21 protein-coding genes and 1 tRNA gene are annotated in these 24,176 nt (G+C 65.2%); 12 read left to right on the top strand and 10 right to left on the bottom strand.

Going from position 1 to position 24,176, the window contains the following annotated elements; all coding sequences use genetic code 11:
• The first annotated feature begins 17 nt into the window (after positions 1–17).
• From plsX to M4J39_RS05000, 11 genes are all read left to right on the top strand, one after another.
• Positions 18–1,082: a phosphate acyltransferase PlsX gene (plsX, locus tag M4J39_RS05050; RefSeq protein ID WP_251726687.1), complete on the top strand. Its 1,065-nt coding sequence runs from the start codon at positions 18–20 to the stop codon at positions 1,080–1,082.
• Positions 1,083–1,084: 2 nt separating this feature from the next.
• Complete coding sequence (locus M4J39_RS05045; RefSeq protein WP_251726686.1) at positions 1,085–2,056, top strand: beta-ketoacyl-ACP synthase 3; 972 nt, start codon at positions 1,085–1,087, stop codon at positions 2,054–2,056.
• A 78-nt stretch (positions 2,057–2,134) separates the two neighbouring features.
• A complete protein-coding gene (locus M4J39_RS05040; protein ID WP_371875400.1) occupies positions 2,135–2,527 on the top strand; it encodes an integration host factor subunit alpha in 393 nt (130 codons plus the stop codon).
• A 178-nt stretch (positions 2,528–2,705) separates the two neighbouring features.
• Positions 2,706–3,353, top strand: coding sequence for a MerR family transcriptional regulator (locus M4J39_RS05035; protein WP_251726685.1), 648 nt, complete (start codon positions 2,706–2,708; stop codon positions 3,351–3,353).
• Between the two features lie 101 nt (positions 3,354–3,454).
• Positions 3,455–3,532: transfer RNA gene (locus M4J39_RS05030), tRNA-Pro, on the top strand.
• A 333-nt stretch (positions 3,533–3,865) separates the two neighbouring features.
• On the top strand, positions 3,866–4,885 hold the full coding sequence (locus M4J39_RS05025) for a substrate-binding domain-containing protein (protein ID WP_251726684.1): 1,020 nt from the start codon (positions 3,866–3,868) through the stop codon (positions 4,883–4,885).
• Between the two features lie 95 nt (positions 4,886–4,980).
• Positions 4,981–7,575 carry a phosphoenolpyruvate--protein phosphotransferase gene (gene ptsP / locus M4J39_RS05020; RefSeq protein ID WP_251726683.1) on the top strand — a complete coding sequence of 865 codons (2,595 nt, stop codon included), beginning with the start codon at positions 4,981–4,983 and terminating at the stop codon, positions 7,573–7,575.
• 18 nt (positions 7,576–7,593) lie between these two features.
• Complete coding sequence (ptsG, locus tag M4J39_RS05015; protein WP_251726682.1) at positions 7,594–9,366, top strand: PTS glucose transporter subunit IIBC; 1,773 nt, start codon at positions 7,594–7,596, stop codon at positions 9,364–9,366.
• 253 nt (positions 9,367–9,619) lie between these two features.
• Complete coding sequence (locus M4J39_RS05010; RefSeq protein ID WP_251726681.1) at positions 9,620–11,113, top strand: NAD(P)/FAD-dependent oxidoreductase; 1,494 nt, start codon at positions 9,620–9,622, stop codon at positions 11,111–11,113.
• Positions 11,106–12,410, top strand: a complete 1,305-nt coding sequence (locus M4J39_RS05005; protein ID WP_251726680.1) for an NAD(P)/FAD-dependent oxidoreductase — start codon at positions 11,106–11,108, stop codon at positions 12,408–12,410. Before M4J39_RS05010 ends, M4J39_RS05005 begins: the two co-directional genes overlap by 8 nt.
• Positions 12,407–12,784, top strand: a complete 378-nt coding sequence (locus tag M4J39_RS05000) for a DUF1667 domain-containing protein (protein WP_251726679.1) — start codon at positions 12,407–12,409, stop codon at positions 12,782–12,784. Before M4J39_RS05005 ends, M4J39_RS05000 begins: the two co-directional genes overlap by 4 nt.
• Here the strand turns inward: M4J39_RS05000 and M4J39_RS04995 are convergent.
• Both M4J39_RS04995 and M4J39_RS04990 read right to left on the bottom strand, forming a co-directional pair.
• Positions 12,778–14,256 (bottom strand): undecaprenyl-phosphate glucose phosphotransferase, encoded by a 1,479-nt coding sequence (locus M4J39_RS04995; RefSeq protein WP_251726678.1) that lies wholly within the window; start codon positions 14,254–14,256, stop codon positions 12,778–12,780. The genes M4J39_RS05000 and M4J39_RS04995 overlap by 7 nt on opposite strands.
• Positions 14,257–14,362: 106 nt before the next feature.
• On the bottom strand, positions 14,363–14,932 hold the full coding sequence (locus M4J39_RS04990) for a polysaccharide biosynthesis/export family protein (RefSeq protein ID WP_251726677.1): 570 nt from the start codon (positions 14,930–14,932) through the stop codon (positions 14,363–14,365).
• A gap of 295 nt (positions 14,933–15,227) precedes the next feature.
• On the opposite strand from M4J39_RS04990, the gene M4J39_RS04985 reads away from it, so the two are divergent.
• Positions 15,228–16,490, top strand: a complete 1,263-nt coding sequence (locus M4J39_RS04985; RefSeq protein WP_251726676.1) for a hypothetical protein — start codon at positions 15,228–15,230, stop codon at positions 16,488–16,490.
• A 27-nt stretch (positions 16,491–16,517) separates the two neighbouring features.
• On the opposite strand, the gene M4J39_RS04980 is transcribed toward M4J39_RS04985, so the two are convergent.
• The 8 genes from M4J39_RS04980 to hemB form a co-directional block, all read right to left on the bottom strand.
• Positions 16,518–17,441 (bottom strand): DMT family transporter, encoded by a 924-nt coding sequence (locus tag M4J39_RS04980; RefSeq protein ID WP_251726675.1) that lies wholly within the window; start codon positions 17,439–17,441, stop codon positions 16,518–16,520.
• Positions 17,442–17,462: 21 nt separating this feature from the next.
• Positions 17,463–18,224 carry an ABC transporter ATP-binding protein gene (locus tag M4J39_RS04975; RefSeq protein WP_251726674.1) on the bottom strand — a complete coding sequence of 254 codons (762 nt, stop codon included), beginning with the start codon at positions 18,222–18,224 and terminating at the stop codon, positions 17,463–17,465.
• The gene (locus M4J39_RS04970; RefSeq protein WP_371875399.1) at positions 18,221–19,231 is read right to left on the bottom strand and encodes a FecCD family ABC transporter permease; all 1,011 of its coding nucleotides are present in this window, start codon (positions 19,229–19,231) and stop codon (positions 18,221–18,223) included. Before M4J39_RS04970 ends, M4J39_RS04975 begins: the two co-directional genes overlap by 4 nt.
• Positions 19,232–19,257: 26 nt before the next feature.
• On the bottom strand, positions 19,258–20,283 hold the full coding sequence (locus M4J39_RS04965) for an ABC transporter substrate-binding protein (protein WP_251726673.1): 1,026 nt from the start codon (positions 20,281–20,283) through the stop codon (positions 19,258–19,260).
• Positions 20,284–20,776: 493 nt separating this feature from the next.
• On the bottom strand, positions 20,777–20,989 hold the full coding sequence (locus tag M4J39_RS04960; RefSeq protein ID WP_251726672.1) for a DUF2842 domain-containing protein: 213 nt from the start codon (positions 20,987–20,989) through the stop codon (positions 20,777–20,779).
• A gap of 152 nt (positions 20,990–21,141) precedes the next feature.
• Positions 21,142–22,428 (bottom strand): O-acetylhomoserine aminocarboxypropyltransferase, encoded by a 1,287-nt coding sequence (locus M4J39_RS04955; protein ID WP_251726671.1) that lies wholly within the window; start codon positions 22,426–22,428, stop codon positions 21,142–21,144.
• A 141-nt stretch (positions 22,429–22,569) separates the two neighbouring features.
• Positions 22,570–23,106 carry a hypothetical protein gene (locus M4J39_RS04950; protein ID WP_251726670.1) on the bottom strand — a complete coding sequence of 179 codons (537 nt, stop codon included), beginning with the start codon at positions 23,104–23,106 and terminating at the stop codon, positions 22,570–22,572.
• 1 nt (position 23,107) lies between these two features.
• The gene (hemB, locus tag M4J39_RS04945) at positions 23,108–24,097 is read right to left on the bottom strand and encodes a porphobilinogen synthase (protein ID WP_251726805.1); all 990 of its coding nucleotides are present in this window, start codon (positions 24,095–24,097) and stop codon (positions 23,108–23,110) included.
• Between the last annotated feature and the right edge of the window lie 79 nt (positions 24,098–24,176).

The following is a 24,176-nucleotide window of genomic DNA, read 5'->3' as shown; positions in this document are numbered from 1 at the left end:
CGCGTTTCCGAGGACTTATGGCCGAACCCCTTATCATATCCATCGACGTCATGGGCGGCGACTTCGGGCCGTCGGTGACGCTCGCCGGCGCTGACCTCGAGCTGACGCGGCGTCCGGATCTCCGCTACGAACTGTTTGGCGACGAGGCGGTGGTGCTTCCGGTTCTGGAGCAGTATCCGAGGGTCAAGGCTGCCTCCCGCTTTCATCATTGCGAGATCACCGTGGCCATGGACGAGAAGCCGTCCAGCGCCTTGCGTCACGGCCGGTGGAAATCGTCCATGTGGCGGGCGATCGAAGCGGTGAAGAAGGGCGAGGCGCATTTTGCCGTCTCCGCCGGAAACACCGGCGCCTTGATGGCAATGTCCAAGTTTTGCCTCAGGACAATGGCCAACATCGAGCGCCCGGCGCTCGCGGCGCTCTGGCCCAACCTCAAGTCGGAATCGATCGTGCTCGACGTCGGGGCATCCATCGGCGCCGATGCGCAGCAGCTGATCGGCTTTGCCGTGATGGGTGCGGCCATGGCCCGCGCGCTCTTTCACACCGAGGTCGCCTCGGTGGGGTTGCTCAACGTCGGCGTCGAGGACGTCAAGGGCAACGAGGAAGTGCGGGCGGCCGGCCAGATCCTCAAGGAGACGGCCCTCGCCAACCTTCATTACGAAGGCTTCGTGGAGGGCGACGACATCGGCCGCGGTCGCGTGGACGTGATCGTCACGGAAGGTTTCGCCGGCAACATCGCCCTCAAGACGGCGGAGGGCACGGCCAAGCAGCTGACGAGCTACCTGCGCACGGCGCTCGGCCGCACGTGGATGACGCGCGTCGGCTATCTCCTCGCCCGTGGCGCCTTCCAGGGGCTCAGGGAGAAGATGGATCCGCGCAAGTATAACGGCGGCGTCTTCCTGGGGCTGAACGGCATCGTCATCAAGAGCCATGGCGGCACCGACGCCTTTGGCTTTGCGGCCGCGCTCGATCTTGGCTACGACATGGCCCGCAACGGCCTCATGAGCAAGATCGAGACGGACCTTGCACACTATTACCGGGAGCAGGCGGCGATCAGCCTTGCCGCCGGCGAGAAAGGAAGCTGAGCGTGATCCGCAGCGTCATTCTAGGCACGGGAAGCTACCTGCCCGCCAAGATTCTGACCAACGAAGACCTCACCAAGCTTGTCGACACGACGGACGAATGGATCGTCCAGCGTACGGGCATTCGCGAGCGCCATGTCGCCGCCGATGGCGAGATGACGTCCGATCTGGCGACCGCCGCCGCTGCCAAGGCGCTCGAGGCCGCCGGCGTCTCCGTCGACGAGATCGATCTGGTGCTGCTGGCGACGGCAACGCCCGACCGTACCTTTCCCTCGTCGGCGGTCGAAGTTCAGCGCAAGCTCGGCGTCACCCACGGTTTCGCCTTCGATCTGCAGGCGGTGTGTTCCGGCTTCATCTACGCACTCAGTGTTGCCGACAGCCTGCTGCGCACCGGCCTTGCCCGAAAGGCGCTGGTGATTGGCGCCGATACCTTCTCGCGCATCCTCGACTGGAATGATCGCACCACCTGCGTGCTGTTCGGCGATGGGGCTGGCGCGGTGGTGCTGGGGACCGAGGAAGGCGAGGGCACGACGGCCGATCGCGGAGTTCTCGCCGCCAGCCTCCGGGCCGACGGGCGTCATGTCGACAAGTTGTGCACCGACGGCGGGCCGTCGATGACCGGTGCTCCCGGCCACGTGCGCATGCACGGCCAGGAAGTGTTCAAGTTCGCGGTCGGCGGCGTCGGCGACGTCATCAAGTCGGTGTTCGAGGCGACCGGGTTCGACGGGGCGAGCATCGACTGGTTCATCCCGCACCAGGCCAATCGTCGCATCATCGAGGGCTCGGCGAAGAAGCTCGGCATTCCCCTTGAGAAGACGATCGTCACGGTTGAAGGGCACGCCAACACCTCGGCGGCGACCATTCCGCTGGCTCTCGATTTCGCGGTGCGTTCGAACAAGGTCAAGCGTGACGACGTGATCCTGTTCGAAGCGGTCGGCGGCGGCCTCACCTGGGGAGCCGTTATCCTCCGTTGGTAGCATGCTGCGGTTTTTTGTTTGTTTGGAAAGACTTGCGCGAAAAATGCATTGACCGCATCCGTATCTGGCACTACGTTCGTGCGCTATGTCTTTGGATCTCGACCGTCGGCCAGATCCACGGTCGACTGGAACAACGGGAGCTTGCGATCCATGGGGGGCAAAACCGTAACCCGCGCCGATCTTTGCGAGGCCGTGTACCAGAAGGTTGGTCTGTCGAGGAGCGAGTCCGCTGAACTCGTCGAATCGGTGCTGCGCGAGATCGCTGATTGTCTGGTGACGGGCGAGACCGTGAAGCTGTCTTCCTTCGGTACGTTTTCTGTCCGTTCTAAGACCGAGCGCATCGGTCGCAACCCCAAGACGGGTGAAGAAGTTCCGATTCTTCCTCGGCGTGTGCTGGTGTTCAAGCCCAGCAATGTGCTGAAGACGGAAATCAACGGCGGCGACGCTTCGTCCGTTCAGGGCGACGATTGAGTGAGGCCGGCTGACTGCCGGCCACTCTGAAACTCCATTTAAAATACAGACTATTAGCGGCCGATCTTCGTGTTAATGCGATATCGGGCTTGGCTTCCTTCGCCTGTCACTTCTATATTAGGGCGCTTTGCGAATCCGGTCTTCCGGGAACGAGTACGGCATCAGGTCGGGCGGCGGCGTGGAAAAGGCAACTGACGCGTTCAGGACAATCAGCGAGGTTGCGGAGGAGCTCGATCTTCCGCAGCACGTCTTGCGATTCTGGGAAACCAAGTTCAGCCAGATCCGGCCGATGAAGCGCGGCGGCGGGCGCCGCTACTATCGTCCTGATGATGTCGAGCTGTTGCGCGGCATCCAGTATCTTCTCTACGGCGAAGGCTACACGATCAAGGGCGTCCAGCGCATCCTGAAGGAACAGGGTGCCCGTTTCGTCATGGAGGTCTGGCGCCATCCAGGCGAACCAATTCCCGTGATTCCGAACGGCGAGGTCTCGGACGAAGCCGACTCCCCGGTGGACGAGGCGGTCTTCGAAGCCGAGGAGCCCGAGCTGGAACCTGTGGTGCCACAGCGTTCCGCTGCGCGTGCCGAGGCTCGGATGGAGCCGCCGATGGCGCGTGCGCCAGAGGTCGAGGAGGAGCCGTTGCCGGCCGGCATTTTGCCGGAGAGCACAAACCGCGGCGGATTTCGCTTCATGGAGCGCTTCCGCGCAACGCCGGAGCACGCCTCGGCATCCAGTTCGAGCGGGTTGTCGCGAGAGGATATCAGGCGCCTGCAGTCGACGTTGTTCGAACTTCTGGAATGCAAGCGCCTCCTGGATCAGACGCGCTGACGAGCCATCCGGTGGGGAAGGGGTGAAATTAGCACTTGTCCCGCCGGGTCGAACCGGCTAAATCCCTCCCGTCCGGCGGTCGACGCCGGACGAAGATAGGACGGGCAGTAGCGCAGCCTGGTTAGCGCACGTGTCTGGGGGACACGGGGTCGGAGGTTCAAATCCTCTCTGCCCGACCATCCTTTTCCCCCAATAGCAAGCGACGATGACGAGTGAGTGCGGCTTGGCCTGTGGCCGATGACGCTTGCGATCTCCTTCTGGATTTGTGGAAAAGGCCGTTCGGACGCGCAGCGGCCCAAGCGGGCGTCGTCCATTGTGACGCCCGGTTTTGTACCGATCTTTCAAACCGGTTCGAGCTGTTTTATTTCTCTGTCCGAAATAATCTGTTCGTTTGTGCCTATCAGGCGTTGTTTTCCGGGAAAAGCGACGATATGGGCATAGACGGAGTTTCCAAACCGGTTCGAGATGGCGCCAAGACTCGTCTCAACTGGCCTTGGCTCGGAGGCGCTTAGGTGAATCTCAGGGAGCTGGCGCAGCATCTAGGTCTGTCGAAGACGACTGTGAGCCGGGCTCTCAACGGCTTCTCCGAAGTCAACGAGGAGACGCGTCTTCGCGTGCAGGAAGCTGCCCGGCGGTTCAACTATACGCCCAACATCAGTGCCAAGCGGCTTGCCACCGGTGAGTCCGGCGCATTCGGCGTGGTTCTGCCTGGGGCTTCCAGCGAGATGGCCGATCCGGTGTTCGGCGAGTTTCTGGCCGGGCTTGCCGACGGGGCAGGGCGTTGCGGGCGCGATCTCTATGTCAACGCCACATTCGACGGTGAAGAGGCTGGCTATCGCCGACTGGCCCGCGCCAAGGCGGTCGACGTGATGATTCTCGCCAACCTCAAGGTCGAGGATCTCCGCATTCGGCTGCTGTCGCACCTCGGCCTGCAGGCGGTGACCTGCGGCCGTACGGCGGGCTCGCTTGTCTATCCGCATCTCGACATCGATCATGAGGACGGCGTGCGCCGCGCCGTCGATCTGCTCACCGGTCTCGGCCACAGGGCGATCGCGCTAGTCAGTGGTCCGGCCGATCTGTCGGCGTCGGAACAACGCATGGTCGGCTGGCACACCGCCCTCGACCGTCGGGGACTGACTGCCGAAGCCGGTTTGTTCATGGCTGGCCCTGCGACCGAGGATCATGGCTATCGAGCCACGCGCACGCTGCTGGCCTTGCCAACGGCGCCGACCGCCTTTCTCTGTGCATCGATGTTCCTGGCCTCCGGTTGTTGCCGGGCGATCGGCGACTGCGGTCTCAAGATCGGCCGGGACGTTTCGGTCATCGCCCATGACGACGGCCTCGCAACCGTGCGGCCGGAGGCCTTCGAGCCGGCTCTGACAACCACCTTCTCGTCGATCCGGTCCGCCGGGGGGCGCGTAGCGGAATTGGCCGCCGCGCTGGTCGGCGGTGCCGATCCGGCCGACCTCTCGGAAGTCTGGCCGGTCGATCTGATCTTTCGCGACAGTGCCCAGGCGCCGCCGCGAGGATGACTGTCACCCGGCACCAGCCGATGGCACGCATGAAAGAACCGAACAGGGCGACACGCCGCCTGATGGAGAAACCCAGGATCTGACGGAGTCTTGACGTGGTTGATCATTCAAAGAACGCGTCCGGCGGCGGCAAGTCGCTCGACGCGAAGGGCAGACTTTACCTGCGGGCTCCGATCGGCGGTTGGCTCGGCTCCATCGCCGACGTTCCCGATCCGGTGTTCAGCGGCCGAATCCTGGGCGACGGCTTCGCCATCGATCCGACCGACGCGACGCTACGCGCGCCATTCGCCGGCGTGGTTACCTCGCTCCATCGCGCCCACCACGCCGTGACGCTGAGGGCGGACGATGGCGCCGAGGTGCTGATGCACATTGGCCTCGACACCGTGGCGCTCAAGGGCGATGGCTTTACGCCCCACGTGGCCGAGGGCGACAGGGTCAAGGCCGGCGATCCGCTGATCAGCTTCGACATGGACGTCATCTCGCAGTTGGTGCGCAGCCTGGTGGTTCCGGTGGTGCTGACCAATGGCGAACGCTTCACGCTGTCCGTTCCCGGCGTCGATCGGGAGATCGCGAGCGGTGACGAGGTTGCCACTATCGATCCGCAAGGCGAAGCGGCGCCGTCTCCTGCGAGCGCGTCGGTAGGCGATGCGGTCGTCGTCAAGGTGCGCATTGCCGATCCGCATGGCATCCACGCCCGCCCCGCCGGCCTGATCGCCGAGGCGGCGAAGTCCGGCAGCGCCGAAGTCATCATCCGTCTCGGCGAGCGCAAGGCCAGCGCGGCCAGCCCGGTCGGGCTGATGCTGCTCGGCGCCCAGCACAATGACGAGCTGACCATCGAGGCCAAGGGAGCCGATGGCGCAGAGGTTGCAAACCGCATCGCCGCGCTGCTGGGCGGGCCGGAAGCTCCGGCGGCGACTGTTCCCATCTCCGAGCCAGAAGCCGCCGCCTCGCCGGAAAAGGACTCGTCGACGGACATCGCCGCGCCCGAGCTTTGGGGACCGGGTGTCGCCAAGGCCATCGAGGGTACGACGGCCTCGCCTGGGCTCGCTGCCGGCGTGTCGGTTCGCATCACCTCCGAAGACTTCGAGGTTTCCGAGGCCGGCGCCGACGTCGAACAGGAAATCAAGGAGCTGCGCGCCGCGCTCAAGACGGCCGCGACCGATCTCGGCGCGAAGATCGCCGAGAGCAAGGGGCAGCAGGCCGAGATCCTCACCGCCCATCTGTCCTTCGTCGAGGATCCCGACCTGCGCGATGCCGCATGGACGATGATCCGTGACGGCAAGAGCGCCGCCTATGCCTGGAAGACGGCCATCGATCGTCAGGTCGCCGCCCTGCGCAAGCTCGGCAACCCGGTGCTGGCCGAGCGGGCCACCGATCTCGAGGATGTCCGTCGGCGCGTTCTGGCCATTCTGTTGGGCGTGTCCGGTTCGGCGACGGTGCTGCCCGACGAGGCGGTCATCTTCGCCGCGGACCTGTTGCCGTCGCAGTTCGCCGATCTCGACCTGACCAAGGTGGCCGGCATCGTGCTGGCCTATGCCGGTCCGACGGCGCATGTGTCGATTCTCGCGGCGTCGAAGGGCATCCCGGCCGTCGTCGCCGCCGGTGTCGGCGTTCTGTGCGTCCCCGATGGGCAGCCGGTTGTTCTCGACGCTGACAAGGCGATGGTGCTGATCAACCCGCCGGCGGACGAACTGGCTGGCGTTCGTGCCGCCGTGGTTCGTCGTCGCGAACGTCTTGCCGCCAATCGCGCCGCGACGCAGGACGATTGCTACATGGCCGACGGCAGGCGGATCGAGGTGGTCGCCAATCTCGGCGGCCCCGCCGACGTTGCCGTGGCGCTTGAGAGCGGCGCGGAAGGTTGCGGCCTGATGCGGTCGGAGTTCCTGTTCCTCAACCGCACCTCGGCGCCGAGCGAAGACGAGCAATATGCCCAATATCAGGCCATTGCCGATGGCCTGAAGGGACGGCCGCTGATCATCCGCACCCTCGATGCCGGCGCCGACAAGGACGTGCCCTACGCCAACCTGCCGAAAGAGGAAAACCCCGCTCTCGGTCTGCGCGGCGTCCGCATGAGCCTCTGGCAGCCCGAACTTCTCAGGACGCAAATCCGCGCCATCCTCAGGGTGAAGCCCTACGGCCAGACCAAGATCCTGCTGCCGATGATCGCCACGCTCGCCGACCTTCGGGATGTGCGGAAGGTGATCGACGAGGAAATGAAGGCGCTCGGGCGGACCGCGCCGATCGAGGTCGGCATCATGGTCGAGGTTCCCTCGGCGGCGTTGATTTCGAAGACGCTGGCCGCCGAGGCCGACTTCCTGTCGGTCGGTACCAACGACCTTGCCCAGTACACGCTGGCCATCGACCGGGTGAACGCCCGCCTCGCCAAGCAGCTCGATCCCTTCCACCCGGCGGTGCTCAGGCTGATCCAGCTGGCGGCCGAAGGGGCGAAGGCGCATGGCCGCTGGGTCGGCGTCTGCGGTTCGCTTGCCTCCTTCCCGCTGGCGGCACCGGTGCTGATCGGCCTCGGCGTCACCGAGCTGTCGGCGACATCAGGCTCGATCGCCGAGATCAAGGCGATGGTGCGCACGCTCGACATGACCAAGTGCAAGGCGGTCGCCGAGGCGGCGCTCGCCCTCGAATCCGGCGAGGCGGTGCGCCGCATGCTCGCCCAGTCCTGGCCCGAAGCTTAATCCCAGAGGTTTCCAACCATGTTCAAGTCAGCTTTCGGAGTGCTGCAGCAGATCGGCAAGGCGCTGATGTTGCCCGTAGCCGTGCTGCCCGTCGCCGGCCTTCTGCTCGGCATCGGCGCGTCCAACTTCTCCTTCCTACCCGAGATCGTGTCGCAGGTGATGGCCAAGGGTGGCGACGCCATCTTCGGCAACCTGCCGATCATCTTCGCTGTCGGCGTGGCCCTCGGCCTCGCCAAGAATGATGGCGTCGCCGCCATCGCGGCCGTCGTCGGCTACTTCGTCATGACGGCGACGCTCAGCGCCATGGCAGTGTTCCTGGAGGTGCCGATACTCGCCGGCAAGACGGTGCCGACCATCGACACCGGCGTGTTCGGCGGCATCATCATCGGCGCCATCGCGGCATCGCTGTTCAACCGCTACTTCCGCATCCAGCTGCCGTCCTACCTCGGATTCTTCGCCGGCAAGCGCTTCGTGCCGATCATCACCGGCGTCGCGGCCATCGTCGCCGGCGTGGTGCTGTCCTTCGTCTGGCAGCCCGTGCAGGCCGGCATCGACGTGTTCTCGCACTGGGCGGCCGACAGCGATCCGCGCCTCGCCGCCACCATCTACGGCTTCGTCGAGCGCCTGCTGATCCCGTTCGGCCTGCACCACATCTGGAACGTGCCGTTCTTCTTCGAGATCGGGTCGTTCACCGACGCCGCCGGCAAGGTGGTTCACGGCGACATCAACCGCTTCTTCGCGGGCGACCCCACCGCCGGCATCCTTTCGGGCGCCTTCCTGTTCAAGATGTGGGGCCTGCCGGCCGCCGCCATCGCCATCGCCCACACGGCTAGGCCGGAGAACCGGCTCAAGGTCATGGGCATGATGATCTCGGCCGCGCTGACCTCGTTCCTGACCGGCATCACCGAGCCCATCGAGTTCTCGTTCCTGTTCGTCGCCCCAGCCCTCTACGCTTTGCATGCCGTGCTCGCCGCCACCACCCAGTTCGTGGCCAACACGCTCGACATCCACATGGGCTTCACCTTCTCGCAGGGCGGCATCGACTTCCTGCTGTTCAACGTCTTCGGCTCCAAGGCCCACAACTGGTGGATGACACTGATCCTCGGGCCGATCTATGCGGCCATCTATTACGGGGTGTTCCGCTTCGCCATCCTGAAGTTCGACCTCAAGACTCCCGGCCGCGAGGATGACGCCGTCGGCAGCGTGGAGACGGCTACCGAGGCGCTTGACGGCAACGATCGCTTCGCCACCGCCCGCAAGCTGGTCACCGCCTTCGGTGGCGCTCAGAACATCACCAATCTCGATGCCTGCATCACCCGCCTGCGCGTCGGCGTCGCCGACATCGCCAAGGTGAATCAGGCGACGTTCAAGGAAATGGGCGCCGCGGGCGTCATGGTGGTGGGCCAGGGCCTGCAGGTGATCTTCGGCACCCAGTCGGAAAACATGAAGACCGACATGGAGGAGTATCTGCGCACCCAGCCCGCCGGTGGCGCCGCTCCGGCCGCAGCCGCCGCGCCGGTCGCGGCAAAGCCTGCTGCTGGGGTGCCGTCGGTTGCCGCCCGACTGAAGGCCGACCAGATGGTCGATGCGCTCGGTGGACGCGCCAACATCGTTTCGGTCGAGGCGGTGTCCGGAACCCGCGTTCGCATTGAGGTGGCCGATCCCAAACGGTTCGACCAGTCGCTCGTCAAGAAGGCCGGGGTGCGGGCGGTCGCCACGCTGGGAGCAGCGCACTATCAGCTGATCGTCGGCGACGACGCCGGCGAAGTGGCGCAGGCGCTATCGGCCTGATGCATCCTGCTTCGCCGGTGGTGAGCCGGCGGCAGTCCGTGTTCGAGACCAACGCCGCCTTCCCGAAAGGGAGGGTGGCGTTGTCGTTTTCACGGGTGCGAGAAACGCCGATCTAGGCGTTCATACCGATCCGAAACTTTCGCTTTAGATGATACGAAAGACAAAACGAACTAAAACGAAGATCATTCGAACTTTGTGGATAGTGACAGGGCAGCGCGATCGCGCTGTCGGCGAGCCTGCGAGGGAGAAGGGCATGGCGGGGAGTTTTGGAGCGGGGCCTGTTCCGGACAGCGCCGATGTCGTCGTCATCGGCGGCGGCGTGGTAGGGTGCGCCATAGCCCGCGCGCTGTCGCGTTACGAGCTGTCGGTGCTGGTCATCGAACGGTCGCCCGACGTCGCCACCGGCACCTCCAAGGCCAACAGCGGCATTCTGCATGCCGGCTTCGACGCGGAGCCAGGCACCTGGAAGGCGCGACTCAACGTACAGGGCGCCCGGCTCTATGCCGAGCTATCCGAGGGGCTCGGAATTCCGCGCAAGGCGACGGGGTCGCTGGTGGTGGCGAAGGATGCCGCCCAGATGGAGACCGTGGCCGACCTCCGCCATCGCGGCATCGACAATGGCGTGCCGGGTCTCGAGATCTGGTCGCGGGAGCAGGTTCTCGCTCACGAACCGAACATCTCACCCGAGGTTGCCGGCGCGCTATGGGCGCCGACCGGCGCCATCGTCTGTCCGTTTCTCGCCACCGTCGGCTTTGCCGAGAACGCCATTCGCAACAGCGTGCGCATCGTCACCGAGTGCGCCGTGACCGGGCTCGATGTGGCTGATCGGCAGATCGTGGCGGTGAATACCACGCGTGGCCGTGTCGCGACGCGCTTCGTGGTCAACGCCGCTGGCCTTCATTCGGGTGAGATAGCCCGTCTCGCCGGAGACGACAGCTTCACCATCAAGCCGCGCCGGGGCGAGTATATCCTGTTCGACCGCAGCGTCGGCAAACTGGTCAACACGGTTCTGTTCCCGACGCCCGACAAGGTGTCGAAGGGCATCCTGGTGTCGCCCACCGTGCACGGCAACGTGTTCATCGGTCCCGATGCCACCGAGATCGACGACCCCGAGGACAAGGAGACCACCGCAGGCGGTCTCGCCGGCATCATTGCCGGCGCCCGCCGCATCATGCCGACCCTGCCGCTCGGTACGGCGATCACCGAATTCGCCGGCTTGCGTGCCGCAGCCGGAAAGGACTTCGTCATCGGTCCGTCGCCGGTCGCCCGTGGTCTCGTCCACGCTGCCGGCATCCAGTCGCCCGGCCTCACCTCGGCACCGGCCATCGGCGAGGTCATGGTCGAGGTGCTGCAGGACGTCGGCCTGCGGTTGAGGCAGAAGGCGAGCTTCGTGCCGGTCAACCCGGCAAAGCCGCGCTTCCACGAGATGGACCGTGCGACGCAGGCGGAGCTGATTGCCGCCGATCCGCTGTTCGGGCGCGTCATTTGCCGTTGCGAGACCATCACCGAGGCGGAGATCGTCGCGGCCATCCTGTCGCCTTGCGGTGCGCGCACCGTCGACGGCGTCAAGCGGCGGGTTCGCGCCGGGGCCGGTCGCTGCCAGGGTGGTTTCTGCGGGCCGAGGGTCACGGCGATTCTCGCCCGCGAGCTCGGCATTCCCGTCACCTCGGTCCGCAAGGACTCGGCGGACTCCTGGCTGTTCATGTCACGTGCCGATCTTGAAGCCGGGGAGGGCGTCCATGCGTGAGTTGTCCTACGACGTGGTGACCATCGGCGGCGGTCCCGCCGGCATGGCGGCGGCGTTGGCCGCGCGCGAGGCCGGCGCGGAGCGTGTTCTGATCATCGAGCGCGACCGCGAACTCGGTGGCATCCTGCAGCAGTGCATTCACAACGGCTTCGGCCTCCGCCGCTTCGAGGAGGAGCTGACCGGGCCGGGCTATGCCCATCGCTACATCGAGATGGTCAAGGCGACGGACATCGACGTCTGGCTCGACACCACGGTACTCGCGGCCGAACCCGGTGGCGTCATCACCTCGGTCAGTCCGCATGCCGGGATGACGGTCGTCCGGGCGAAGTCGGTGGTCTATTCCATGGGCTGCCGCGAGCGGACCCGTGGCGCCATCCGCACGCCGGGCAGCCGGCCGGCCGGTGTGTTCACCGCCGGCGCCGCCCAGCGCATGGTCAACATGGAGGGCTACCTGCCGGGCAAGGAAGTGGTGATCGTCGGTTCCGGCGACATCGGCCTGATCATGGCCCGCCGCATGACCTTCGAGGGTGCCAAGGTTAAGGCCGTCTTCGAGATCATGCCCTATTCGAACGGGTTGACGCGCAACATCGTCCAGTGCCTGGAAGACTTCGATATTCCGCTCTATCTCGGCCACTCGGTGACGGCCATCCACGGCAAGGACCGGGTTACCGGTGTCACCGTGTCGAAGGTCAACGACAGGCTGGAGGTGATCGAGGATACGGCCTTCGACGTGTCGTGCGACTGCGTGCTGCTCTCCGTTGGCCTCATTCCCGAAAACGAACTCGGACGGGCGGCCGGTCTCGCTCTCGATCCGATCACCAGCGGCGCCCGCGTCGACCAGTTCCGCCAGACATCGATTCCCGGCTTCTTCGCCGCTGGCAACGTGCTGCACGTCCATGATCTGGTCGACTGGGTGTCGGAAGAGGCGGCCATTGCCGGCCGGTCGGCGGCGCGCCATGCCAGGGGCGAGCTCCCAGCGCTCGGTTCCGAGCGATCCGTCACGGCGGGGGAGGGGCTGCGCACCGTCGTGCCGCAACGCCTTTCCGCTTTCGAGCCTGGCAAGATGAGCACCCACTTCTACTTTCGCGCTGCCAAGCCGATGGGTGCTTCGGTGCTTCAGTTCTGGGCCGATGGGGTGCTCGCCTTCGAGCGCAAGCTCAGGGTGGTGAAGCCGAGCGAGATGATCGTCGCCGACATTCCCGTCCGCAAGATCGGCGATGCCTCCACGCTGGAGTTCCTCGTCGTGCCGGCGCCCGAGAAGATCGAGGCGGAAGACGAGATCGAGGAGGAGGCATGATGGAACGCGTGGTTCATGCCATCCAGTGCATCGGGTGTCCGATCGGCTGTGGCGGCGAAGTCGTCGTCGAGAACGGCACTGTTTCGGAGATGTCCGGCTTCACCTGCAAGAAGGGGCTCGCCTATGCCGCCGAGGAAGTGGTGGCGCCCAAGCGCATGGTGACGACGACGGTGCGGGTGTCCGGCGGTGGTCTGGCGCTGTTGCCGGTTGTCTCGGCCACGCCGGTGCCCAAGGAGCGCATCTTCGACTGTCTGTGCCTCTTGCGCGGCGTCACGGTTGTCGCGCCGGTGGCCGAGGGAGCCGTCATCGTTTCCGACGCGCTGGGCCTGGGTGTCGATTTCCGCGCCGCCCGCGCCGTCTCGCCCCTTCAGTAGGCGTTTTCCTGGTTGAGGATGCGGATCGGCGTCAGCATGAGAATGTAAAGGTCGAACAGAACCGACCAGTTCTCGATGTAGTAGAGATCGTGCTCGACGCGCGCCTGGATCTTGTCGGGCGTGTCGACTTCACCGCGCCAACCGTTGATCTGCGCCCAGCCGGTGACACCCGGCTTCACCTTGTGGCGGGCGAAGTAGCCGTCGACCACCTCTTCCCAGAGCTTGTGCTGGGTATGGGCGTTGACGGCGTGGGGGCGCGGGCCGACGAGCGACAGGTCGCCCTTCAGCACGTTGAACAGCTGCGGCAACTCGTCGATCGAGGTCTTGCGGATGAAGCGACCGACCGGCGTCACGCGCGGATCGCCACGCGTCACCACCTTCTCTGCCTTGATATCCGCCTGATCGGCGTACATGGAGCGGAACTTCATCACCGAGATCACCTCGTTGTTGAAGCCATAGCGCGGCTGGCGGAACAGGATCGGCCCCTTGGAGGTCATCTTGACGGCGATGGCAGCGCCGATCATCACCGGCGACAGCGCGACGATGGCGAGAGCGGCGATTGTGACGTCGAACACGCGTTTGGACACCTGCGACCAGCCGGTGATCGGCCGGTCGAACAGGTCGAGAAAGGGCACGCGGCCGATGTAGGAGTAGGAGCGCGGCCGAAGGCGCAGCTTGCTCGAATGGGCGGACAGACGAATGTCCACCGGCAGCACCCAGAGTTTTTTCAGAAGCTGCAGGATACGGACTTCGGCTGTGGCCGGCAGGGCGACGATCACGAGGTCGACGGCGGCGAGGCGGGCGAAGTCCACGAGATCCGACGTGTTGCCGAGCTTGGGAAAGCCCTGCTGATTCTCCGGGCTGCGATCGTCGTTGCGATCGTCGAAGATGCCGAGGATGGCGAGTTCGTTGCCGCCGGTCTCCTCCAGCGCGGTTATGAGGGACTCGGCCATGGCGCCGCCGCCCAGGATGACGGCCCGCTTCTGCAATCGTCCGGCACGGGTCAGCCGGCGCGTCGCCAGCGATGTCAACGCCGAGGCGAGGCCGAGCGCCATCACGCCGGCCACATACCAGGCCGGAAACCACAGGCGGGCGACGTCGGGCACGCCGTCGCCAATGATCAGCACGACCGAGACGAAGCCGAAGACGCTCGACCAGGCGACCAGAAGCTTGGCGAACCGCTGGGAGTGGCGGCGCAGGAACGACAGGTCGTTGGCGCCAAGTATCTGCGCGACGAGCAGCGTCAGGACGGCGGCCCCGACCGGAATTGCGACCGTCAGGTCGGCGATCGATACCGAGAACAGCGGAAGGAGGCCGATACCGACGACGGACAGGCACAGGGCCTCGAAAGCGGCGGCGACGCCGCTCACCAGCGAAGGGGCGATGGAGGCCTCACGATAGTTTCGAGCGACGGCTTCCGCCGCCGTTGGAAGGTGGGAAGCGGTCCCGGAGCCCGGTTCTGTGGCGCTCATCGCAATTCATCCCCGCTGATCATAGCGAACGAAGCCGCCATGATGGGCTAAAAACACTGAAGTGAAGTAAAGCGGCAGCCGGCGCTCGTCCTTGGCAATAATCTCGTCAAAACAGCCGCTGGGCGACCCGCAGGACATCGCCGGGCCGGACCAGGGCGTTCGGCGGCAACGTGCCAGTATAGATCTTGCCGTTCAGGCGGCGCGACACGGCGATGCCGCGCTCGTTGGCGCGTGAGGTAAAGCCACCAGCAATAGCGATGGCAGTCTCGACGGTCATCGTGTTGACGTAGCTGTACTGGCCGGGATTGCGCACCTCGCCCATGATGAAGAAGGGGCGGTAGGTATCGACCTCGACCGTGACGTCGGGATTGTTGAGATAGCCTCTCTTGAGGCCGCGCGTGAGCGCCCCCGCCAACTCCTGCGTAGTCAGGCCGCGCGCCGTGACGTTGCCGACCAGGGGATAGGCAATGTAGCCCGCCTGATCGACGGAGAAGGTGCCGGAGAGCGCCGTTTGCTCGAAAACGGTGACGCGCAGCTTGTCGCCGCTGTCGAGACGATAGGGGCCGTCGAGCCCATCCGGAATCGGGGAAGAATCGCCAACCGGCCGACGCCGGGGCGCGGTCGTACAGGCGCCGAGGCCGAGCAAAGCCAGACCGAGAAAGGCGCGTCGCCGCATGCGAATGTCCCCATGAAATCAGCGCGAATACGGTAAGCGACCCTAGTCCGGCATGGTTAAGGAAAGGAAAACGCTGCTTAACGACCCTTTATCAAGTCTTGCCGGGAGGCGATAATCGGGGAACCTCGGTAACATTTTTGCGATGCTTAACGGGCTGGTTACCATACCCGCCCATGCTTTTCGCATGGAAAGGCAAGCTCGACTCTCGAACGTTTTCGGTGCGCCGCCCGCCGGTGAGGCGGGGGATGGCGTGCGTCAGGCCGCCTTTCAGCCTTCTTCACGCTGGAAGGCCATCTTGGTCGCGCTGGCCGCCTCCGCGGCCATTGCAACACACGGCCTTCTCTCGGCCCTTCCGCCGGGAGTCGAGGTTCGCGCCCGACTTGCCATCGACCGCATGAGTGCGGCGGAAAGCTCTGTCGATTCCGAGTTCCTCTCGGCGCAGGCGAAGCTCATCACGTCGCGCGACGCTCTTCGTCGGGCAGCCACCGAACTCGGAGTGACTGATGCCGACACCGTTTCCAAACCGCCGCTCCATCTGAGTCTGCTGGCGGCGGTCGGCATGGGGACCGCCGGCAAGCTCGTCTCACCCGAAGAGAGGTTGACCGAGGCGCTCGCGGCCGGCTTTTCGGCCGCGCCATCCGGATACGGTCGGTTGATCGACATCCGGTTTTCGGCCGAAAATCAGGACTTTGCCATTCGCTTCGTCAATCGGGTCATTGGCGACTATCTCCAGCTCCAGGGTACGGATGGCGGCGTCGGTGCCAGACTGGTCTCGGGCGCGACGCAGGTCGAGCAGACCGTGAGCGTTCCGCCTTGGATGGGGGGAGTGTTTGCCGGGCTGTCCGTGCTTGTCTTGGGCGCGGCCGCCGCGGCCATCGGCCGCCGGCGTCGTCGAGAGGTCGGCGAACTGCCGGAAGAGGCTCCGCTTGCCGTCGGCGCCTCCGAATCCGTCGTCCCGAAATCCGCCGATCTTGAGGCACCTGCGGCGAAAACGGAGCTAGCCAAGCTTGCTGCCGCCGTGACCGCTTCGCCCGCCAGCGGCCTTGTTGATCTCGCCGAGCGGCGCCGGGTCGCTGTCGCAAGCTTCGGCGAGGGTGGTGAGAATCGCCGCCTTATCGAGGAACTGGCCCGCGACGGTGGCTTCAAAGGCGCGCGCATTGTCGTTGTCGATGCGAGCCGGCGTGTCGAGGACCAGCCGGGCCTTGCCGAACTCTTGGCGGGAGAAGCCGATTTCACCGAGGCCATCCAGCGCAACGCCAGCTCGCGCGCCCACGAGATCGGCCCCGGTCGCCGCTCCCTTGGTGCGCTCGCCGACGACGCCGAGTCCGTCGCAATGCTGCTGGAAACGCTGGAACAGACCTACGATCTCGTGCTGATCGACCTCGGACGGCTGCGGGCCGATCCGGCTTTCGCGCTGTTCGCTCGGCTTGCCGGGCAACTCATGCTTACGGGCGATGCCGATTCCACCGCCGTCGACACGCTTCTGGCCGCGCTCGGCCGCCGGGGCGTTACCAGCATCACGCGCGTGGCGAAGACGGCCGGCGAAATCGCGGCCTGAGCGTCCTCTCCGAAGAGAGCAGAAAGCTTATGTCTGGCGAGCCGGTGCCGGCGCCTTCCACAATCCGACCATCACTGCCGCCGCCACGATGGTGAGTGCGCCGACGATACCGAAGGTATCGGGGACCGACGCGAACACCACAAGGTCGAACAGCAAGGCCCATATCATGGCGGTGTATTCGAAGGGCGCCAGCGTCGATGCCGGCGCCCGGGCGATTGCTTCTGTCATGGCGATGTGAGCCAGTCCGCCCAGGATCCCGGACGCGACCAGGGCCGCCAAGCCGGTGGGCGAGGTTTCCGCCCAGCCGAGCGGCAGGCTGATGAGGCCGGCGAGCGCTGACACCACCGCGAAGTAAAAGGCGATCGCCGCCGGTGTCTCGGTCTCCGTCAGCTTCTTGATCTCGATCTTGGCGAAAGCCGTGGTCAGGGCGCAGAGGACGCCGGCTCCGACGCCGAGCAGCGTTCCCAATGCCGACTCGGGCTGGGTGAAGGCCGGCACCAGCATCACGATGACACCGAGAAAGCCGGCGACAGTGGCCCACAGGATCAACGCGCCGGGGCGTTCGCGCAGAAACACGACGGCGGCCGGAATGGTGATCAGCGGGGCCAGAAAGGAAAGAGCTGTCGCCAGTGAGAGTGGCAAGTAAGCAAGCGACAGGAACGAGAGGAACATGGCGGCGGCGCCGAGCGTGCTGCGCTTGAGATGGCCCATGGGACGCCGCGTTCTCAGTCCATGCGGCAGGTCGCCACGCCACCAGAGGTAAAGCAGGATCGGTCCGAGAGCCACGGCCGAACGCCAAAACATGATCTGGCCCACCGGGGCCTCGATTGCCGCAAGGCGAACCGAAAGGCTCATCGCTGCGAAGAGGAACGTCGCCAGAAGGCGAAGCGTGATGCCTCCCACCACGCTGTCGAAGAAGGCGGGGCGGTCATCGGATGTGGCCGGCGTCATCAAACGCTCTTCCTTGCGACTCTAGAGAAGGTAGTGAACATGGAGGCGCGCGTGATGACGCGACGGCTCGATACGAGCCTCGACGGAGAAAACCTCGCGCAGAAGCTTCTCGGTCAGCACTTCCTCCGGGCTGCCCGCCGTGGCGATCTTGCCGGCCTTCATGACGATCAGCCGGTCGCAGAACATGGCGGCGTGATTGAGGTCGTGGAGCGCGATGATGCTGGTCACAGGAAGCTTGCTGACGAGACGGAGCAGGCTGATCTGGTGGTGAACATCCAGATGGTTGGTCGGCTCGTCGAGAAAAAGCTCAGTCGGCGTTTGAGCCAGCGCCCGCGCGATGTGGACACGCTGCTTTTCTCCGCCCGAGAGAGTCTGCCAGAGCGCGTCGCGCATGCCGGCGATTCCCGTTTTCTCGAGCGCGGCCTCGACGGCAGTCTGGTCTTCCGTCGACCAGCTGGAGAACAATGATCGATGGGGAAAGCGCCCCAGCTTGACCACGTCGATCACCTTGAGGCTGGCGTTGGTTGCCGCGTGCTGTTCGACAAACGCCACTCGCTTGGCGATGATTCGACGCTCGGTCGTTCGGAGGTCCATGCCTCCGATGGTGATCCGGCCGGCGTGCGGTTGTCTGAGGCCGGCGAGCAGGCGGAGCAACGAGGTCTTTCCGGAGCCATTGGGGCCGAGCAGGCCCAGCGTTTCCCCGGGACGCACGTCGATCGAGACGTCGTCGACAATGGCGCGCCTGCCGATCTTCCAGGTGATTCCCTCGGCGGAAACGCTCATGACGGACTCCTGAACCGGTAGAGGATGGCCGAGAAGAACGGAACGCCAACGAGCGCCGTGACGACGCCGACCGGCAGCGTCTGGCCCGGGACCAGCAGCCGTGAGGCAATGTCGGCGAGAACCATGAAGACGGCGCCGGCGACCGCAGAGGCGGGCAGCAGTCGGATGTGGAGCGGTCCCATGAAAAAGCGAACCGCGTGCGGCACGACGAGGCCGACGAAGCCGATCGATCCGACCATGCTGACGATCGTCGCGGTCATCAGAGCGGTGAGCGCAAAGAGCTGCAGTCTCACCCCGCCGACGTTGAGCCCCAGAGCGGCGGCGGCTTCGTCACCGAAGGCGAAGGCATCGAGATTGCGGGCATAGATCAGGCAGGCGACGAGCCCGAACCCGATGACAGAGGCGACCAGGGCGAGCTCCGGCCACCGGACCCCGCCAAAGCTGCCGAGCAGCCAGAACATCACATCGCGCGCCTGCTGGGCGTTGCCCGAAGTGGTCACGATGTAGGAGGTGGCGGCGTTGAAGAGCTGCGACGCCGCCACGCCGGCGAGAATGGTCCTGTCGGCGCCGCCGCGCGTACCGTTGGACAGGAGGGCGACGAACAGAAAGGCCCCGAATGCACCGGCGAAGGCGCCGACGGACAGCGAAACGGCCCCGGTGCCGATGCCCAGGATGAAGATGGCCACCGCGCCGGTCGAGGCGCCGGCCGAGATGCCGAGTACATAGGGCTCGGCCAGGGGATTGCGAAGAAGCGATTGCATGATCGCTCCCGACAGCGCCAGGCCGGCGCCGCAGAAGGCCGCCACCAGAGACCTGCTGAGGCGATAGTCCCAGATCACCGCCTCGTGGATGGGCTCGAGTTCGATCGCCGTCCATCCGAGTCTATTGGTCAAGGCACTGAATGTCGTAGAAAGGGGGATCGGCAGGTCGCCGACCCCCACGCTGAAGCCGATGACCAGCACGACCACCGAGAGCGATACCAGGATGGTGGTGGCAACCAGGCCGATACGCCAGACGGCGGATCTCGCTGGGATCACTTCAGGTAGCCAAGGCTTCTGAGCTGGGCGGCCACTTCTTCCGCGCCATAAACGGTGCGGAGGGTGGGATTCATGGCCTGACCGTCCATGACGACGATCGCCTTGTCGCGAACCGCGCGCATCTGGCTGACGGCGGGGTCGGTCGTCAGGAACTTGATCTTCGCTTCCGGCTTGTCGAGTTCCCAGCGATTGCGGTCGAGGCTGGCGATGACGATGACATCGGGATCTGCGGCAATGATGGCTTCCCAGCCGAGGGTCGGCCACTCCGCTTCCGTATCGAGGGCGTTGGCGCCGCCGAGCAGGTTGGCGATGAAGCCCGAAGCGCCGTTCTTGCCGCCGAGATAGGCATCGGCCGACGGAGTCGGACTTGAAAACCAGAACAGATACTTGAGCTTGCGCTCGCCCGTCGACACCTTGGCCCGCAGTTCGGCTTCACGTGCCTTGAAGTCGGCGATGAGCTTCTGGCCGCGGTCGGCGACGTCGAAGATGCGCGAGAGCTCATCGATCTCCTTGTAGAGCAGCTCCGAGGTCCAGAGGGTGGCACGGCTGCCGTAGACGTCCTTGGCGCCGGATGCGTCGAGGCAGGTGCTGGGCGACAGATAGGTCGCGATCCCCAGATTCTCGAAGTCGTCGCGCTTGGCCACCTTGCTGTTGGGCCCGACGAGGCTGGGCAAGGCCGCCGCGACGAAGTCCGGCCGTTCGGCGAGAACGGACTCGAAGCTGGGAAACTCGGTGGACAGAAGCTTCACCTTGGCGTTGGCCTCAGCGAACTCGTCGAGAACCTTGCTCGGCCAGAACGCGGTGCCGACCATCCGCTCCTCCAGGCCAAGGGCCAGCATGATTTCCGCGCTGTTCTGACCAAGTCCCACGGCGCGCTGCGGCGCCTTCGCGTAGGTGACGGTCCGCCCACAGTTGTCGATGGTCAGCGGATAACTCGTCGGCTCGGCCAACGCCTTGGTGGGCAGGGCACCGGCAAGGGCCAGAAGTCCGGCGGCAATCAAGGCGGAGGTGTGCGTGGTCATTCTTGCTCCTTCTGGAAAACGCAGTGCTCCTTGCTCGCGTCCATAAACAGGGCGAGACAGGGACAGTCGTACTGCGGGCTTATCGGTCGGTCGGCAGTGGTGGTTTTCGGCAACTCGGCGGAGCGGCGCTCAGGCAATCCATGGGTGTTCGGATTTCCTGATTTAGGAAATCCACTTTTCGGTCATACGGATTAATGCAAATGCGAGTGAGTTGCAAATATGGATGTTGACGGATCCACCGTCGCCAATCGGGAATGGACGAGGGCGCTCACCTCGGGGCGGCGCCGGGGCTCGTCAGCATTGTCGCGTTGAGTGTCGGGATGCGCTCGAACTTGAGCAAACGCCGTCCCCCTTTGGACCAGCTTGCAAGCTGATCTCATTCGGGGAAAGCTAGAGCAGTTCCAGCAAAAGTGGGTACCGGTTTTGCGTCCGGAACTGCGTCTTAACAAGGAAATAGAGCTTTTCCGGCGAACCCGAGTTCATTGGAAAAGCTCTAGACGTGGCGATCCGCCTTGGCCATCCAGACGATAAGGCCGCCGGCAGGCGGAACCCATAGCAAGCCAGCCACCAGATAGTAGACCAGCTGCCACCAGACGTTCGCGCCGGGGAGCACCGCCACGGCGATGACCATGGCGATGAGGGCGTAGACCGGCACGGTGATCACCAGGATGACGGTGCCGATCAGCTTCCTGAGACTTGAAGACACATGCGCCTCCGCCGTTCAGTGGAGCAAAATCGGCGTTCGATCGAATGCCGATCCAAGAATCAACCAATGCAACAGCCCGACGTTGGATCGGGTCCGGCATTCTGTCGCCAATAATGGTGCCGGTGGGAGGTCAATCCCGCCGGAGGCAGACGTCAGTCGATGCGCGCGAGCGCCTGATCCAGGTCGGCGATGATGTCGGCGACGTCCTCGATGCCGATCGACAGCCGCACCACGTCCGGTCCGGCGCCGGCCGCCACCTTCTGGGCATCGGTCAGTTGCTTGTGGGTGGTCGAGGCGGGGTGGATGACCAGCGAACGGGTGTCGCCGACGTTGGCGAGGTGGGAGAACAGCTCGACGCTCTTCACGAGAGTCACGCCGGCGTCATAGCCGCCCTTGAGGCCAAAGGTGAAGACGGCGCCAGCGCCCTTGGGGGCGTATTTCTGCTGCAGGCCGTGGTAGCGGTCGCCCGGCAGGCCGGCATAGGACACCCAGGCCACCTTCGGGTGGTCGGACAGGAACTCGGCCACCGCCTTGGCATTGTCTGTGTGGCGCTGCATGCGCAACGGAAGCGTCTCGATGCCGGTCAGGATCTGGAAGGCATTGAAGGGCGAAATGCAGGGGCCGAGGTCGCGCAGGCCCAGCGCCCGGCAGGCGACGGCGAAGGCGAAGTTGCCGAAATTCTGGTGGAAGACGAGGCCGTTGTACTCGGGTCGCGGCTCGCAGAGCATCGGATAGCGGTTTTCGCGTGACCAATCGAAGTTGCCGGCATCGACGATGATGCCGCCGAGCGAGTTGCCGTGGCCGGCCAGGAACTTGGTCAGCGAATGGACGACGATGTCGGCGCCATGTTCGATCGGGCGGCAGAGATAGGGCGTCGCCAGCGTGTTGTCGACGATGAGCGGCACGCCGGCCCGCTTCGCCACGTGGGCGACGGCGGCGATGTCGGTGACGATGCCGCCGGGATTGGCGATCGATTCGATGAAGATCGCCTTTGTGCGCGGCGTTACCGCCTTTTCGAAGGACGAGGGATCGGCCGGGTCGGCCCAGACGACATTCCAGCCGAAATTCTTGAAGGCGTTGGCGAACTGGTTGATCGAGCCGCCGTAGAGCTTCCTGGAGGCTATGAACTCGTCGCCAGGCTGCAGCAGCGTGTGGAAGACGAGGAGCTGTGCGGCATGACCGGAGGCGACGGCGAGCGCCGCGACGCCACCCTCGAGTGCAGCGACGCGCTCTTCCAGCACCGCTTGCGTCGGGTTGGTGAGACGACCGTAGATGTTGCCGAAGGTTTCGAGGCCGAACAGCTTGGCCGCCTGATCGACGTCCTCGAAGACATAGGAGGCCGTCTGGTAGATGGGGGTGATGCGGGCGCCGGTGGTCGGGTCCGGAGCGGCGCCGGCATGGATGGCAAGCGTCGAGAATCCGGGGGTCTGTTCGGTCATCTGTCTCTCCCTCATCGCCTCTTGGGTTCCCCGCCATGACAACGATCGGCTCGGCACGCGACGCTGCGGGTCGGCGGCTCCATCGGCCGGCATTTTGGGCGACACCCTAATCCCTCGCATGGCGAGGAGACAAGGGCGGCGTCAGCTTCGTCGTGGGCTTGTCGAGAACCGCCTGGCCGCAAGCATCGCCACGCCGAGGAGCGCGCAAAGGAGAGCGCCGATCAGGGAGGGATGGGGCCGTCCGACCATCGCGGCGAAAAAGACGAGAGGTGGCACCTCGGTCCTGAGGCGCTTGGCGCCGCTCTCGACAGCCGCCTCATCTCCCAACCAGAAACGCTCAAGAAAATAAAGCCCGGCGTCTCCGATCGGTTGTCCCCCGATTTCGGCTCCCAGAAGGCGTCGTCCGCCATCCAATCCGTCACCGAAGGCGCAGCGAAGCCGGCCGGGTCGGCCACCGCCGGCATCGACCTTCCAGTAGCCGATCTCGACCACGTCGAAGAGGCCGCTTGAACGCTTCAGTCCGTCGACGACAAGATCACCGCGTTCCTCGAGAGCGGGCAGGGCGTTCAGGCAGGCGCGTGCGTCGCGATAGCCGTTTGCCAGCCACCACGCTTCGGTCGCGACGACCGCTCCGATGGCGGCGGCTGCGACGATCTTGAGAAGGCGGGACGGCCGCACGTCAGCCCTTCAGCTTGCGGGCCACGTCACGGGCGAAATAGGTCAGGATGCCGTCGGCGCCCGCTCGCTTGAAGGCGACCAGGCTTTCCATCATCGCCCGCTCGCCGTCCAGCCAGCCGTTGCGCGTCGCGGCCATGATCATCGCGTACTCGCCGCTGACCTGATAGGCGAAGGTCGGCACCTGGAACTCGTCCTTGAGGCGCCGGAGAATGTCGAGATAGGGCATGCCCGGCTTGACCATGATCATGTCGGCGCCCTCGGCGAGGTCGAGTTCGGCCTCCTGAATCGCCTCGTCGGAGTTGCCGGGATCCATCTGGTAGGTGCGCTTGTCGCCGCGCAAGGTCTTGCTGGTGCCGATGGCGTCGCGGAACGGGCCGTAGAAGGCGGACGCGTACTTGGCCGAGTAGGCCATGATCTGCACGTGCTCGAAACCGGCATCGTCGAGCGCGGCTCGGATGGCGCCGACGCGGCCGTCCATCATGTCCGAGGGGCCGATGATGTCGGCGCCGGCGCGGGCCTGGTTGAGCGCCTGCTGGCAGAGCACGGCCACCGTCTCGTCGTTGAGGATGACGTCGCCTTCGAGGAGACCGTCGTGGCCGTGACTGGTGTAGGGATCGAGGGCCACGTCGGTCATCAGCCCGATGTCCGGAACGGCGGTCTTGATGGCCCGGAGCGCGCGACAGACGAGGTTGTCCGGCGACAGCGCCTCGCTGCCGTTCTCGTCGCGCTTCATGGGATCGGTATAGGGAAAGAGAGCGATGGCCGGGATGCCGAGGGCGGCCGCCTCGGCGGCGTCGCGCACCGCCTCGTCGACCGACAGTCGCTCGACGCCGGGCATGGAGGCGATCGGCGTCCGTACCCCGACGCCGTCGATGACGAAGATCGGCCAGATCAGGTCGTCGACCGTGATGCCGTTCTCGCGCACGAGGCGGCGCGACCAGTCGGTCTGGCGCAGGCGGCGCATGCGGCGTCCGCTCAGAATGGAGCGCATGTCGGGCGCGACAGCGCCTTTGGAGAAAGAATTGTTCGCGGTCATTATGGGAGGTCCTGCCTGCGGAAAGCGGTGCCGC

Origin of the sequence: Pleomorphomonas sp. NRK KF1 (genome assembly GCF_023721755.1) — a bacterium.
Lineage (GTDB): Bacteria > Pseudomonadota > Alphaproteobacteria > Rhizobiales > Pleomorphomonadaceae > Pleomorphomonas.
The sequence above is the reverse complement of the archived record's forward strand: the minus strand, read 5'-3'. Positions and strand labels throughout refer to the sequence as shown.